Source organism: Phaeobacter cretensis (assembly GCF_047372505.1).
Classification (GTDB): Bacteria; Pseudomonadota; Alphaproteobacteria; order Rhodobacterales; family Rhodobacteraceae; genus Phaeobacter; species Phaeobacter cretensis.
In genome coordinates this window covers 1559772-1575923 of the sequence record NZ_JBKBEU010000001.1, presented here as the reverse complement: position 1 = coordinate 1575923, position 16152 = coordinate 1559772, and the positions used below count along the sequence as shown (strand labels likewise).

General features: G+C 55.6%; 9 protein-coding genes. 8 read left to right on the top strand and 1 reads right to left on the bottom strand.

Annotated features, from left to right (window positions below; all coding sequences use genetic code 11):
- The first annotated feature begins 183 nt into the window (after positions 1-183).
- From rpoB to ACEWZM_RS07565, 4 genes are all read left to right on the top strand, one after another.
- Positions 184-4320, top strand: coding sequence for a DNA-directed RNA polymerase subunit beta (gene rpoB, locus ACEWZM_RS07580; protein ID WP_414005857.1), 4137 nt, complete (start codon positions 184-186; stop codon positions 4318-4320).
- A 50-nt stretch (positions 4321-4370) separates the two neighbouring features.
- Positions 4371-8612, top strand: a complete 4242-nt coding sequence (rpoC, locus tag ACEWZM_RS07575) for a DNA-directed RNA polymerase subunit beta' (RefSeq protein WP_414005856.1) — start codon at positions 4371-4373, stop codon at positions 8610-8612.
- A gap of 198 nt (positions 8613-8810) precedes the next feature.
- Complete coding sequence (locus tag ACEWZM_RS07570) at positions 8811-9635, top strand: glycosyltransferase (protein ID WP_414005855.1); 825 nt, start codon at positions 8811-8813, stop codon at positions 9633-9635.
- Positions 9632-10510, top strand: a complete 879-nt coding sequence (locus ACEWZM_RS07565; protein ID WP_414005854.1) for a DMT family transporter — start codon at positions 9632-9634, stop codon at positions 10508-10510. Before ACEWZM_RS07570 ends, ACEWZM_RS07565 begins: the two co-directional genes overlap by 4 nt.
- A 30-nt stretch (positions 10511-10540) precedes the next feature.
- Here the strand turns inward: ACEWZM_RS07565 and ACEWZM_RS07560 are convergent, their stop codons facing one another.
- Positions 10541-11317 (bottom strand): putative rhamnosyl transferase, encoded by a 777-nt coding sequence (locus ACEWZM_RS07560; protein ID WP_414005853.1) that lies wholly within the window; start codon positions 11315-11317, stop codon positions 10541-10543.
- Between the two features lie 449 nt (positions 11318-11766).
- Between ACEWZM_RS07560 and rpsL the strand changes: the two genes are divergently transcribed.
- The 4 genes from rpsL to tuf all read left to right on the top strand — a co-directional run bounded on the left by rpsL (position 11767) and on the right by tuf (position 16001).
- Positions 11767-12138 (top strand): 30S ribosomal protein S12, encoded by a 372-nt coding sequence (gene rpsL, locus ACEWZM_RS07555; protein ID WP_005621086.1) that lies wholly within the window; start codon positions 11767-11769, stop codon positions 12136-12138.
- Positions 12139-12150: 12 nt separating this feature from the next.
- Positions 12151-12621 (top strand): 30S ribosomal protein S7, encoded by a 471-nt coding sequence (gene rpsG, locus ACEWZM_RS07550; RefSeq protein ID WP_414005852.1) that lies wholly within the window; start codon positions 12151-12153, stop codon positions 12619-12621.
- Between the two features lie 18 nt (positions 12622-12639).
- Positions 12640-14760 carry an elongation factor G gene (fusA, locus tag ACEWZM_RS07545; RefSeq protein WP_414005851.1) on the top strand — a complete coding sequence of 707 codons (2121 nt, stop codon included), beginning with the start codon at positions 12640-12642 and terminating at the stop codon, positions 14758-14760.
- A gap of 65 nt (positions 14761-14825) precedes the next feature.
- Positions 14826-16001: an elongation factor Tu gene (tuf, locus tag ACEWZM_RS07540; protein ID WP_414005850.1), complete on the top strand. Its 1176-nt coding sequence runs from the start codon at positions 14826-14828 to the stop codon at positions 15999-16001.
- The last annotated feature ends 151 nt before the right edge of the window (positions 16002-16152 follow it).

Genomic DNA, 16152 nt, shown 5'->3' with positions numbered 1-16152 from the left:
CCGAACCTGTCTTAGAAAGGGCCCGGTTGCATGGGCGTTTTTTCAGGCGAGGTTCAAAGGATCGGGAGGCCGCCATTCGGGAAGGTGGTCATGAATTGATCCGAACACGCTGTCTCGTATGGACAAGGTGCCGGGGCCCGGCGGCATCCTTGTTCAGTGAGAATTGGAAAGGTGACATCTGACATGGCTCAATCGTTCCTTGGCCAGAAACGTCTTCGCAAATACTACGGTAAAATTCGCGAAGTCCTGGACATGCCGAACCTCATCGAGGTCCAGAAATCTTCTTACGACCTCTTCCTGCGCTCTGGTGATGCAGAACAGCCGCTCGACGGCGAAGGCATCATGGGCGTGTTCCAGTCGGTATTCCCGATCAAGGACTTTAATGAGACGTCGGTTCTGGAGTTCGTGAAATATTCCTTCGAGCGTCCGAAGTACGACGTCGAGGAGTGTATGCAGCGCGACATGACTTATTCGGCTCCGCTGAAGGTCACACTGCGTCTGATCGTCTTTGATGTGGATGAGGATACTGGCGCAAAGTCAGTGAAAGACATCAAAGAACAGGATGTCTACATGGGCGACATGCCCCTGATGACGCCGAATGGTACCTTTGTGGTCAACGGCACCGAGCGTGTGATCGTATCCCAGATGCACCGTTCGCCTGGCGTGTTCTTTGATCACGACAAGGGCAAGACGCATTCTTCGGGTAAGCTGCTGTTTGCCTGCCGTATCATCCCGTATCGCGGCTCTTGGCTCGATTTCGAATTCGACGCCAAAGACATCGTCTTTGCGCGGATCGACCGTCGCCGCAAACTGCCTGTGACAACTCTGCTTTATGCGCTGGGTCTCGACCAGGAAGGCATCATGGATGCCTACTATAATACCGTGAACTTCCAGCTGGAGAAGAGCCGTGGCTGGGTTACGCCGTTCTTTCCTGAACGTGTGCGTGGTACTCGCCCGACCTACGATCTGGTTGACGCCGCGACTGGCGAGATCTTTGCTGAAGCCGGTAAGAAGGTCACACCTCGGGCCGTGAAGAAGATGATTGACGAAGGCAACATCACCAACCTGTTGGTGCCGTTCGAGCATATCGTCGGGAAATTTGTTGCCAAAGATATCATCAACGAAGAAAACGGCGCGATCTACGTCGAAGCTGGTGATGAACTGACCCTCGAGTATGACAAGGGTGGCGAGCTGATTGGTGGTACGGTTAAGGAATTGATCGATGCCGGTATTACCGACATCCCGGTTCTGGACATCGACAACATCAATGTCGGCCCCTACATGCGCAATACTATGGCGCAGGATAAGAACATGGGTCGCGATACTGCGCTCATGGATATCTACCGCGTCATGCGTCCGGGTGAGCCGCCGACCGTCGAAGCTGCGTCTGCTTTGTTCGATACGCTGTTCTTCGATTCCGAGCGTTATGACCTGTCTGCTGTTGGTCGCGTGAAGATGAATATGCGCCTTGCTCTGGACGCCGAGGACACTCAGCGTACCCTGCGCAAGGAAGATATCATCTCCTGCATCAAAGCGCTGGTTGAACTGCGTGACGGTAAGGGCGACATCGACGACATCGACCACCTTGGTAACCGTCGTGTACGCTCTGTTGGCGAACTGATGGAAAACCAGTATCGCGTCGGTCTTCTGCGCATGGAGCGTGCGATCAAGGAACGTATGTCCTCTGTTGAGATCGATACGGTCATGCCGCAGGATCTGATCAACGCCAAACCGGCTGCTGCAGCCGTTCGTGAATTCTTCGGCTCTTCACAGCTGTCGCAGTTCATGGACCAAACCAACCCGCTCTCCGAAGTGACGCACAAACGTCGCCTTTCGGCGCTTGGGCCTGGCGGTTTGACCCGCGAGCGTGCTGGCTTTGAGGTGCGCGACGTGCACCCGACCCACTATGGTCGGATGTGCCCGATTGAGACACCTGAAGGTCCGAACATTGGTCTTATCAACTCGTTGGCGACCTTTGCCCGCGTGAACAAGTATGGCTTCATCGAGACCCCCTACCGCGTCGTTAACGAGGCGAAGGTGACCGACGAAGTTCACTACATGTCTGCGACCGAGGAAATGCGGCACACGGTTGCTCAGGCCAACGCGACGCTGGATGGTGACGGTAAGTTCGTCAACGATCTGGTTTCGACTCGTCAGTCCGGCGACTACACGTTGGCACCACGTGAAAGCGTGGATCTGATCGACGTTAGCCCGAAACAGTTGGTCTCTGTAGCAGCCTCGCTGATTCCGTTCCTGGAAAATGACGATGCGAACCGGGCTCTGATGGGCTCGAACATGCAACGTCAGGCGGTTCCACTGCTGCGCGCAGAAGCGCCGCTGGTCGGTACCGGCATCGAAGAGATTGTGGCGCGGGATTCCGGCGCGGCAATCATGGCCAAGCGTGGCGGCATCATCGACCAGATTGATGCACAGCGTATCGTGATCCGGGCTACGTCTGATCTCGAACTGGGCGACGCAGGTGTGGATATCTACCGCATGCGCAAGTTCCAGCGTTCGAACCAGAATACCTGCATTAACCAGCGCCCGCTGGTGAAAGTTGGTCAGGAAGTCCGCAAGGGTGAAGTGATTGCCGATGGTCCGTCCACCGATATGGGTGAACTGGCTCTGGGTAAAAACGTCGTCGTGGCCTTTATGCCGTGGAATGGCTACAACTACGAAGACTCCATCCTGATCTCCGAGCGCATTGCGCGCGACGATGTCTTTACCTCGATCCACATCGAGGAATTCGAAGTTGCCGCCCGTGATACAAAGCTTGGGCCGGAGGAAATCACTCGCGACATTCCTAACGTTGGTGAAGAAGCGCTGCGTAACCTCGATGAGGCTGGCATCGTTTACATCGGCGCGGATGTGGAACCGGGCGATATTCTCGTTGGTAAGATCACACCCAAGGGCGAAAGCCCGATGACCCCGGAAGAAAAGCTGCTCCGCGCCATCTTTGGTGAAAAAGCATCTGACGTGCGTGACACCTCGTTGCGCGTGAAGCCGGGCGATTACGGGACAGTGGTTGAAGTGCGTGTCTTCAACCGTCACGGTGTCGAAAAAGACGAACGTGCGTTGCAGATTGAGCGTGAAGAAGTCGAGCGTCTGGCCCGTGACCGGGACGACGAGCTGGGCATTCTGGATCGTAACATCTACGCCCGTCTGCGTGGTATGTTGCTGGGTAAGACCGCTGTTAAAGGTCCCAAAGGCATCAATTCAGGCGCGGAAATCACTGAAGAGCTGCTGGAGACACTCAGCCGTGGTCAGTGGTGGATGCTGGCGCTTGAAGACGAGCAGAGCGCACAGGTCGTTGAAGCCCTGAACGAGCAATACGAAGCACAGAAGCGTGCTTTGGATGCCCGTTTTGAAGACAAGGTTGAAAAAGTACGTCGCGGCGATGATCTGCCGCCGGGTGTGATGAAGATGGTTAAAGTCTTTATTGCTGTGAAGCGTAAGCTTCAGCCGGGCGACAAGATGGCTGGTCGTCACGGGAATAAAGGTGTGATTTCGAAAGTGGTTCCAATGGAGGACATGCCGTTCCTCGCAGATGGTACCCCGGTTGATTTCTGTCTGAACCCGCTTGGCGTTCCATCGCGTATGAACGTTGGTCAGATTCTGGAAACCCACATGGGTTGGGCCGCTCGCGGCCTGGGTATCAAAGTCGACGATGCTCTGCAGGACTATCGTCGTTCTGGGGATCTGACTCCGGTCCGTGAAGCGATGAACCATGCCTATGGCGATGACGTCTACGGTGAAGGTATTGTCGATATGACCGAGACCGATCTGGTTGAGGCTGCAGGCAATGTGACCCGTGGTGTGCCCATCGCGACACCTGTCTTTGATGGCGCCAAAGAGGCCGACGTCAACGATGCTCTAGTGCGTGCTGGCTTTGACACGTCTGGTCAGTCGATCCTGTTTGATGGCCGCACCGGCGAGCAGTTTGCCCGCCCTGTAACCGTCGGCATCAAGTATCTTCTGAAGCTGCATCACCTGGTGGACGACAAAATTCACGCGCGTTCTACTGGTCCGTACTCGTTGGTCACTCAGCAACCGCTCGGTGGTAAGGCGCAGTTCGGTGGTCAGCGTTTTGGTGAGATGGAAGTCTGGGCACTGGAGGCCTACGGCGCCGCCTACACCTTGCAGGAGATGCTGACTGTGAAGTCGGATGATGTTGCAGGCCGGACCAAGGTCTATGAATCGATCGTCAAGGGCGAGGACAACTTTGAAGCGGGCGTACCGGAATCGTTTAACGTTCTGGTAAAAGAAGTCCGTGGCCTCGGCCTGAATATGGAACTCCTGGATGCAGAGGAAGACGAGTAAGGGCCTCGGCCCTTGCTTCACCCCTTTCTGCACGAATTTGAGGTATCAAAATGAACCAGGAACTGACGAATAATCCGTTCAACCCGCTTACGCCGCCGAAGGTCTTTGATGAGATCAAGGTGTCGCTGGCTTCGCCCGAGCGGATCCTGTCGTGGTCCTACGGCGAGATCAAGAAGCCGGAAACCATCAACTACCGGACGTTCAAACCTGAACGGGACGGTCTATTCTGCGCACGTATCTTTGGCCCGATCAAAGATTACGAATGCCTCTGCGGCAAATATAAGCGCATGAAATATCGCGGCGTTGTCTGCGAAAAATGTGGTGTGGAAGTCACGCTGCAAAAGGTTCGCCGCGAGCGTATGGGCCACATAGAACTGGCTTCTCCGGTTGCGCACATCTGGTTCCTGAAGTCGCTGCCATCGCGCATCGGCCTGATGCTGGACATGACGCTGCGCGATTTGGAGCGGGTTCTGTATTTTGAAAACTACGTTGTCATCGAGCCGGGTCTGACCGACCTTACTTACGGCCAGATGATGACCGAAGAAGAATACATGGATGCGCAGGACCAGTTCGGCATGGACGCGTTCACCGCCAATATCGGCGCTGAGGCGATCCGCGAAATGCTGGCGGCCATCGATTTGGAAGCCGAAGCCGAGCATCTGCGTGCAGAGCTGGCCGAAGCCACAGGCGAACTGAAGCCCAAGAAGATCATCAAGCGCCTGAAGGTGGTTGAGAGCTTCCTGGAATCCGGCAACCGGCCGGAGTGGATGGTCATGACCGTCATTCCGGTTATCCCGCCGGAACTGCGCCCTCTGGTGCCGCTGGATGGTGGTCGTTTTGCGACATCCGATCTCAACGACCTCTACCGTCGTGTGATCAACCGGAACAACCGGCTGAAGCGCCTGATTGAGTTACGCGCACCTGACATCATCGTCCGTAACGAAAAGCGGATGCTGCAAGAGTCGGTTGATGCTCTGTTTGACAATGGTCGTCGTGGCCGCGTGATCACCGGCGCAAACAAGCGTCCGCTGAAATCGCTCTCCGACATGCTGAAAGGTAAGCAGGGTCGCTTCCGTCAGAACCTTTTGGGTAAGCGCGTCGACTTCTCCGGTCGTTCGGTCATTGTGACCGGCCCCGAGCTGAAGCTGCATCAATGCGGTTTACCCAAAAAGATGGCGCTCGAACTGTTCAAGCCCTTCATCTATTCGCGTCTGGAGGCCAAAGGTCTGTCCTCCACCGTGAAACAGGCGAAGAAGTTGGTCGAGAAAGAGCGTCCTGAAGTTTGGGATATCCTTGATGAGGTGATCCGCGAACATCCGGTCATGCTGAACCGTGCTCCGACGTTGCACCGTCTTGGTATCCAGGCGTTCGAACCCACGCTGATCGAAGGTAAGGCTATCCAGCTGCACCCGCTGGTCTGCTCGGCGTTTAACGCGGACTTCGATGGCGACCAGATGGCTGTGCACGTCCCACTTAGCCTTGAGGCCCAGCTGGAAGCGCGCGTCTTGATGATGTCGACCAACAATGTTCTGTCGCCAGCAAACGGCGCACCGATCATTGTTCCGTCGCAGGATATGATCTTGGGTCTCTACTATGTGACCCTTGAACGTGAAGGTATGCCGGGCGAAGGCAAGGTGTTTGGTACCATCGACGAAGTTCAGCACGCTCTGGACGCGGGCGAGGTGCACCTGCACACTAAGATCACCGCACGGATCACCCAGATCGATGATGAAGGTAACGAAGTTCTGAAACGCTTCGAAACCACGCCGGGTCGTGTACGCCTTGGCGCGCTACTGCCGAAAAACGTCAAGGCACCTTTTGAACTGGTCAACCGGCTTCTGCGGAAAAAAGAAGTCCAGCAGGTTATCGACACCGTCTACCGTTATTGCGGTCAGAAAGAGTCGGTTATCTTCTGTGATCAGATCATGACCATGGGTTTCCGTGAAGCGTTCAAGGCGGGCATCTCGTTCGGCAAAGACGACATGGTTATCCCCGACAGCAAATGGACGCTGGTCGATGAAACACGCGATCAGGTTAAAGACTTTGAACAGCAGTACATGGACGGCCTGATCACTCAGGGCGAAAAGTACAACAAAGTCGTTGATGCTTGGTCCAAGTGTAACGACAAGGTCACCGACGCGATGATGGGCACCATCTCCGCAGACAAGCGCAGCGATACTGGCGCCGTAATGGAACCAAACTCGGTTTACATGATGGCCCACTCCGGTGCACGTGGCTCGGTTACTCAGATGAAGCAGCTCGGCGGAATGCGCGGCCTGATGGCCAAGCCGAACGGCGACATCATCGAGACCCCGATCATCTCGAACTTTAAAGAAGGTCTGACCGTTCTCGAGTACTTCAACTCGACACACGGTGCCCGTAAGGGTCTGTCGGATACCGCTTTGAAAACAGCGAACTCGGGTTACTTGACGCGTCGTCTGGTTGACGTCGCACAGGACTGCATCGTGCGTGTTCGGGATTGTGGTACCGAAGCAGCGATCACAGCAGAAGCGGCTGTGAACGATGGTGAAGTTGTGGCGTCGCTTGGTGAACGTATCCTGGGTCGTGTTGCGGCAGAGGACATCAAAAAGCCGGGCACCGACGAGGTAATCGTTGCGATTGGTCAGCTGATCGACGAGCGCATGGCGGATGCAGTGGAAGAGGCCGGCGTTCAGTCGACCCGTATCCGCTCGCCGCTGACCTGTGAAGCTGAAGAGGGCGTCTGCGCCCAGTGCTACGGTCGTGATCTGGCTCGTGGTACGCAGGTGAATACCGGTGAAGCGGTTGGTATCATCGCCGCCCAGTCTATTGGTGAACCTGGCACACAGCTGACGATGCGGACCTTCCACATCGGCGGCGTTGCACAGGGTGGCCAGCAGTCGTTCCTTGAGGCATCGCAGGAAGGCAAGATTGTCTTTGAAATGCAGCAGACGCTGGAGAACGCCAATGGCGAAATTCTGGTAGTTGGTCGGAACATGAAACTGATCATCCAAGACGAACACGGCGAAGAACGTGCCAGCCACAAGCTGGGCTACGGTTCCAAGTTGTTCGTTAAGGAAGGTCAGAACATTGCACGCGGCGACAAACTGTTCGAATGGGATCCTTACACCCTGCCGATCATCGCCGAGAAACCTGGTAGCGTGAAATACGTTGACCTGGTGTCCGGTATCGCAGTGCGCGATGAGACCGATGAAGCCACCGGCATGACCCAGAAGATCGTGATCGACTGGCGTGCGGCTCCAAAGGGCTCAGACCTCAAGCCTGAAATCATCCTGGTGGATGGTGACGGTGAACCCGTGCGCAACGATGCAGGTAACCCGCTGACTTATCCGATGTCCGTGGATGCCATTCTGTCGGTCGAAGAAGGCCAGCAGATCATGGCGGGTGACGTTGTCGCGCGTATCCCGCGCGAAGGTGCCAAGACCAAGGATATCACCGGTGGTTTGCCACGGGTTGCGGAATTGTTCGAAGCCCGTCGTCCCAAGGATCACGCGATCATCGCAGAAATCGATGGTTATGTGCGCTTTGGCCGCGACTATAAGAACAAGCGTCGTATCTCGATCGAACCAGCAGACGAGTCGATGGATCCCGTCGAATACATGGTGCCCAAGGGCAAGCACATCCCTGTGCAGGAAGGCGACTTCGTGCAGAAGGGTGACTACATCATGGACGGTAACCCAGCACCGCATGACATCCTGTCGATCATGGGCGTGGAAGCGCTCGCAAACTACATGATCGACGAAGTTCAGGACGTCTATCGACTGCAGGGCGTGAAGATCAACGACAAGCACATCGAGGTGATCGTTCGCCAGATGCTGCAAAAGTGGGAGATCTCCGACTCTGGCGAGACCACGCTGCTCAAAGGTGAGCATGTGGACAAGCAAGAGTTCGACACTGCAAACGAAAAGGCACTGTCGCGCGGTAAGCGTCCGGCACAGGGAGAGCCGATCCTGCTCGGGATCACCAAGGCCTCGCTGCAGACCCGGTCGTTCATCTCGGCGGCGTCCTTCCAGGAAACCACCCGCGTTCTCACCGAGGCTTCGGTGCAGGGCAAACGGGACAAGCTGGTGGGCCTGAAAGAGAACGTCATCGTGGGTCGCTTGATCCCTGCTGGTACCGGTGGTGCAACCCAGAGGGTGCGCAACATCGCCCAGTCGCGTGACAACGTCGTTCTTGAGGCACGTCGTGAGGAGGCCGAAGCCGCCGCCGCACTGGCTGCCCCGTCAATGGACGATATGACCACCGAGGACGGCTTCGACAATCTGGTGGAAACACCTGAGAGCCGCGACTGATCCACGCTGATCTGAGCTAAGATCTGCCCCTCGCAACCGATGTTGCGGGGGGCTTTTTATTTTCACCTATTGCTTGAGTTTACTGTCGCAGGATTGTGAATTCTGCCCTTTCCAATTGTCGTTTTGGATGGTCTGCTACATCGCGCTCCCGTCGGCTATCAGGTCTGATTGGGGCAATTCGTCAAGGAGGCTGAGCATATGGATATTAATCTGGGCATCGTAGGGCTTGTCCGTTTCTCTGTGTTGACGCCGACCTATTTTTCTGAGCGTTTTGCTACTTTGGAGGCCGCTGCTGCGCATCTTTTTTCGCCTGAGCGGATGGAACTACGTTTTCGAGTATTCGAACGGCTCTGTCTGCCGTCTCTCCTGCGGCAGAGTGACCAAGGCTTTCAACTCATCGTTCTTACCGCTGAAGACCTTCCACTTGTTTATTTGGAACGTCTCGCGGCCTTGTTGGAGCCTGTTCAGAATATAACATTGATCCCGGTTGGAGCCGGTGCTCACTACAACATGATAAAACGGGGTTACAACGCTGTCCCCACTGATGATGTTACACATCGCGTCTTGTTTCGATTGGACGATGATGATGCGATCGATCTGGACTATGTGGCACGTAGTCGGCGTTTGGCGATGGGGCTGATCCCATTGCAAGGAGAAGATACCCCCTTCATTCTCGCGAATAATCGAGGCTTCTACTTGCGTAAAACTTATGGTCCGCATGGCCTGCAGGATGAGATCTTTGATGCTTGCGAAAAGGCACCGCTGTCGGTGGGCGTAGCCTTAGTGGCACCAGTGAGCTATGGTGCCAACCCCTATCGCTACAACCATCGCCGTTATGCCCAACACTGGAATACAGTCTCGGATATCTCGACGCCCGGTTTTCTGCGCACCATCCATGGGGATAATATGTCCCAGCCGACCCAAATGGGGATCACCCACAAGATGATGGATGCAGATATTGCTTCTGCGCTGAAACAGCATTTTGGCATAACGCCAGATCAGTTGCGCGCTGTTCTGCCATGATTTCTAGATTGACGGGAAACCAACTGGGTGCACTCCTGATGGTTGGAAGCATGGCGGGTTTCACACTTAACGACGGCATGGTGAAACTCGCCGGTCAAAGCCTGCCGCTCTCACAGATCCTGGTCGTACGTGGCGCGGTTGTTAGCTTACTCATCTATGGTCTTGCGCGGGCTTATGGTGGGCTACGCCTAACAATAGGTCGACGGGATTGGGGCCTTGTCGCTGTACGCAGTTTAGCCGAGGTCGCGACTACTTATTTCTTCCTCAGCGCGTTGCTGACGCTGCCAATTGCCAATGTGACGGCCATCTTGCAGATGCTGCCGTTGACAGTGACCCTTGCTGCGGTGGTGTTATTTGGAGAACGTGTCGGGTGGCGGCGCGCTCTGGCTATCGGAGCGGGCTTCCTTGGGATGCTTCTGATCGTGCGCCCCGGGCCGGATGGGTTTGACACTGGCACGTTCTATGCGCTGGCGGCGGTATTCTGCATCACTGCCCGCGATCTCTTTACGCGCCGGATGTCGGCCGAGGTGCCGTCGCTCACCGTGACCTTGATGGCAGCGATTTCAGTGCTGGTGTTCGGTTTGGGTCTCGGAACCCAGGAGGACTGGCAACCGCTGACTATCACCACGACCTTGATCCTTCTTCTGGCGGCCCTGCTTATCTTCGCCGGTTACCTGTTTTCGGTAATGGTGATGCGTGTTGGTGATGTGGCAGCCGTTGCACCATTCAGGTATACAGGCCTTCTTTGGGCTCTTCTGCTTGGTTGGTTTCTGTTTGGCAATTGGCCCGATGCGCTAACCTTGCTGGGTGCGGCAATCGTTGTGGCGGCAGGCGTCTTTAGCCTATTGCGCGAACGTCCCCGCCGCAGGCTTTAACGAAACCCCTCGCTGCCCGAATAGTCGGCGTCACACCCGAATGGCAAAGCGGGCTTCGAACTCGGCTTCCTGCTCTGATGTAAGGCGGATCAGCTCAGGTTCTTGTGCGTTTTTCTGTCGGGAGTCGTTGTAGCCGTTTAGAGTTCTCACAAACATCGGTGCGTCCTGAATAGTGATGCTAGGCATAAAACGTGCGATCTTCTGGTGGGCAAAATTCATAATACTCTGTTTGCAGCCTCCGGCAATATACATGCCCATAGCGGCAACAAAATATGGGCGATGCACCTCTGTGGCATAGATCCCATCCGGTTCAAATCGGGCGGTGAATCCTTTGCAGAAATCGATAGCCAGAGTTTTGTTCCGGGCGATCAGCCCGTGGCAATCGGTAGTGGTCTGGCGCAGACGCTCGATAAAATCCACTGATACCGCATCATCATCATCATGGCGAAACTGCAGACAGGGTGCGCAGAGATCGTTGCGGGCTTCGTTCAGCACTTCTTTCATTACTTGACGGTGATTGCCGGGCGGCAGGGCACGGATTTGCACCTGAGGTATATCTGCTGTCAGCTCTTGCAGCCGTTTAATATGCTCAGGTGGCAGGCTGTTACCGATCACCACGACCAATGTGAAATTCTGATCGGTTTGCGCGCGTAGGCAGGGTAGGGCGACCATTTCCAGCATACGAAACCGCTCCTTCATCCGAGCATCGGCATAGAGATAGGCGATCCGTTCCTCAAGGCTATCATGTTCTACCTGAAAACCGCCGATAGCCGGATAGGAAAACCGGCATAGACCTATAACCTGCATCGTTGTATTTCCTGCTTGCTGCGCGATCCCTTCGTGGCGCGCTTGACGAACGGGACTATGCACCGCAACGGTTGCACCGACAAGGAAACATACCCGGTGAAGTGAGGTCCAGTGCGTGTCCGCCGAGCAACGCCTTGACTGGCCACTGATACAGCCAATCTGACAGAGTGGCGAGGCGGGCCGGTGCTGTTGACATCACACCCGACTCCCCATATACGCCCGCCTATCCGGCAACCGGGGGTCGCCCCAAAAGCCGATATCAAAATCTAAGTGGCTCAAGATCTCGTGCGCTTGTTTGCGCGGATCCTCTGTAAACCCACCGCGTCGTTCACCTCGGAATGGGAACGATAGCGGTCTTTGTGCTTGCGGACGCGTAAGTACGACGAATTTAGCCGTACGTTCAAGGACGTGCATGACACATGTGTTGTTGAGACGGGGAAAAAACCGGAATGCCAACGATCCAACAGCTGATCCGCAAGCCGCGGCAGCCGAAAGTAAAACGCTCTAAGTCTATGCACCTGGAACAGTGCCCGCAAAAACGCGGCGTCTGCACCCGTGTGTATACCACCACACCAAAGAAACCGAACTCCGCTATGCGGAAAGTTGCTAAGGTTCGCCTGACCAACGGTTTCGAAGTGATTTCTTACATCCCTGGCGAAAGCCACAACCTTCAGGAACACTCTGTGGTTCTGATCCGTGGCGGCCGTGTAAAAGACCTTCCCGGTGTCCGTTACCACATCCTGCGTGGTGTTCTGGATACCCAGGGCGTCAAAGACCGTAAGCAACGCCGTTCGAAGTACGGCGCGAAGCGTCCTAAGTAAGAGGAAGATAATATGTCTCGCCGTCACGCTGCTGAGAAACGCGAAGTCCTGCCCGACGCCAAGTTTGGCGACCGCGTTTTGACCAAATTCATGAATAATCTGATGATCGACGGTAAAAAATCGGTCGCAGAAAGCATCGTTTACAACGCATTCGACCGCGTTGAGACGAAAATCAAACGTGCCCCCGTGGAAGTGTTCCACGAAGCCCTCGACAACGTGAAGCCTTCTGTCGAAGTGCGTTCGCGTCGTGTGGGTGGTGCAACCTACCAGGTGCCCGTTGAAGTGCGCCCTGAGCGCCGTGAAGCTCTGGCGATCCGCTGGCTGATCAAAGCGGCACGCGCTCGCAACGAAAACACCATGGAAGAACGCCTCGCCGGTGAACTGATGGACGCTGTACAGTCCCGCGGTACTGCCGTGAAGAAGCGCGAAGACACCCATAAGATGGCAGAGGCTAACAAAGCCTTCTCCCATTACCGCTGGTAAGCTAGGGGATCTAGACCTATGGCACGCGAATATCCGCTCGATCTATACCGCAACTTCGGTATCATGGCGCACATCGATGCAGGTAAAACCACCTGCTCCGAGCGCATCCTGTATTACACCGGCAAATCCCACAACATTGGTGAGGTGCATGATGGCGCCGCCACCATGGACTGGATGGAGCAGGAGCAGGAACGCGGTATCACCATTACTTCGGCTGCGACCACCACCTTCTGGGAACGCACCGAAGACGGCGAAACTGCTGACTCGCCCAAGCACCGCCTGAACATCATCGACACCCCTGGCCACGTTGACTTCACCATTGAAGTCGAGCGTTCGCTGGCGGTTCTCGATGGTGCTGTCTGTGTTCTGGACGCCAACGCTGGTGTTGAACCTCAGACCGAAACCGTATGGCGTCAGGCTGACCGCTACAAGGTTCCGCGTATGGTTTTTGTCAACAAGATGGACAAAATCGGCGCTGACTTCTTCAACTGTGTTGAAATGATCGAAGACCGTACCGGCGCTCGCGCTGTTCCGGTTGGTATCCCGATCGGTGCAGAAACCGAGCTGGAAGGTCTGATCGACCTCGTCAACATGGAAGAATGGCTGTGGCAGGGTGAAGACCTTGGCGCATCGTGGATCAAAGCTCCGATCCGTGACAGCCTAAAAGACATGGCCGACGAGTGGCGCGGCAAGATGATCGAAGCGGCCGTCGAGCAAGACGACGCTGCGATGGAAAACTACCTGATGGACGGCGCCGAGCCTGACGTTGCAACTCTGCGTGGCCTGCTGCGTAAGGGTACATTGGCACTGGACTTCGTTCCAGTCCTTGGTGGTTCCGCGTTCAAGAACAAAGGCGTTCAGCCTCTGCTTAACGCTGTGATCGACTATCTGCCCAGCCCGCTGGATGTCGTTGATTACATGGGCTTCAAACCCGGTGACGAAACTGAAACCCGTGACATCCCCCGCCGTGCGGACGATGAAATGGCGTTCTCAGGTCTGGCGTTTAAAATCATGAACGACCCCTTTGTCGGCTCGCTGACCTTCACCCGGATCTATTCCGGTGTACTGAACAAGGGCGACACGCTGCTGAACTCGACCAAAGGTCGTAAAGAGCGCGTTGGCCGGATGATGATGATGCACTCGAATGACCGTGAGGAAATCACGGAAGCATTCGCAGGTGACATCATTGCGCTGGCAGGTCTGAAAGACACCACAACCGGTGACACGCTCTGCGCCGTCAACGATCCTGTGGTTCTGGAAACCATGACCTTCCCTGATCCAGTGATCGAGATCGCGGTTGAGCCTAAAACCAAGGCCGACCAGGAGAAAATGTCCCAGGGTCTGCAGCGTCTTGCTGCAGAGGATCCGTCCTTCCGCGTGGAGACCGACATCGAGTCCGGTCAGACCATCATGAAGGGCATGGGCGAACTTCACCTGGACATCCTGGTTGATCGTCTGAAGCGTGAATTCAAGGTCGAAGCCAACATCGGTGCACCTCAGGTTGCCTACCGTGAGACCATCGGTCACGAAGTCGAGCATACCTACACCCACAAGAAACAGTCGGGTGGTTCGGGTCAGTTCGGCGAAGTGAAGATGATCATCTCGCCGACAGAGCCTGGCGAAGGTTATTCCTTCGAATCCCGTATCGTTGGTGGTGCGGTTCCGAAAGAATACATCCCGGGTGTTGAAAAGGGCGTCCAGTCCGTCATGGATAGCGGCCCACTGGCTGGCTTCCCCGTGATCGACTTCAAGGTTGCGCTGATCGACGGTAAGTTCCACGATGTTGACTCCAGCGTTCTGGCCTTCGAAATCGCTGCACGTATGTGTATGCGTGAGGGCATGCGAAAAGCTGGCGCTAAGATGCTTGAACCGATCATGAAGGTGGAAGTTATCACACCCGAGGATTACACCGGTGGCATCATCGGAGATTTGACCTCTCGCCGTGGTCAGGTGACTGGCCAGGAACCCCGTGGCAATGCAATTGCGATCGACGCATTTGTGCCTCTGGCGAACATGTTCGGCTATATCAACACCCTGCGTTCGATGAGCTCGGGCCGTGCCCAGTTCACCATGCAGTTTGATCACTACGATCCGGTTCCACAGAACATCTCTGACGAGATCCAGGCAAAATTCGCGTAAGCGAAACGATATTGAAGGGTTCGCGCCAAAGCGCGTTCCCTTCTCAACAAAAAAGGAGGCCTCTCATGGCTAAGGAAAAGTTTGAACGTACAAAACCGCACGTCAACATCGGCACCATCGGCCACGTTGACCACGGTAAGACCACGCTGACCGCAGCGATCACCAAGTACTTTGGTGACTTCAAAGCCTACGATCAGATCGACGGCGCACCCGAAGAAAAAGCCCGCGGGATCACCATCTCGACCGCGCATGTTGAGTATGAAACCGAAGGCCGTCACTACGCCCACGTTGATTGCCCCGGCCACGCTGACTATGTGAAGAACATGATCACTGGTGCGGCGCAGATGGACGGCGCGATCCTGGTTGTGAACGCTGCTGACGGCCCGATGCCTCAGACCCGTGAGCACATCCTGCTGGGTCGCCAGGTTGGCATCCCGCACATGGTTGTCTTCATGAACAAAGTTGACCAGGTCGACGATGAAGAGCTGCTTGAGCTGGTCGAAATGGAAATCCGTGAGCTGCTGTCGTCCTACGACTACCCTGGCGACGATATCCCAATCATCGCGGGTTCGGCTCTGGCCGCAATGGAAGGCAACAAGCCTGAAATCGGCGAAGAGAAAATCAAAGAGCTGATGGCAGCTGTTGATGATTATATCCCAACGCCTGCACGTGCGGTTGACCAGCCGTTCCTGATGCCGGTTGAAGATGTGTTCTCGATCTCTGGCCGTGGTACTGTTGTGACCGGTCGTGTTGAGCGCGGCGTGATCAACGTTGGCGACAGCATTGAAATCGTTGGTATCCGTGACACCCAGACCACCACCTGTACCGGTGTTGAAATGTTCCGCAAGCTGCTGGATCGCGGTGAAGCTGGCGACAACATCGGCGCCCTGCTGCGCGGTATCGACCGTGACGGCGTTGAGCGTGGCCAGGTTCTGTGCGCACCCAAGTCTGTGAACCCGCACACGAAGTTCGAGGCAGAAGCCTACATTCTGACCAAAGAAGAAGGCGGTCGTCACACCCCGTTCTTTGCGAACTACCGTCCGCAGTTCTACTTCCGCACCACCGACGTGACCGGCACCGTGACCCTTCCTGAGGGGACCGAGATGGTTATGCCTGGCGACAACCTGAAGTTTGACGTTGAGCTGATCGCCCCGATCGCCATGGAAAACGGCCTGCGTTTCGCGATCCGCGAAGGTGGCCGCACCGTTGGCGCTGGCGTTGTGTCCAAAATCACTGAGTAAGGTCGAGTTTTCATAGGAAACTCCGGCCTCTGGTGACAGGTGGTTTTCCCTTGGGGGAATCACCGAGAGCCACTCAGGTGAAAAATAGAAAGGGCGCTCCAAATGGGGCGCCCTTGCTTGTTGTGCCGTTGTTACTTTGTCCAGCTATTGA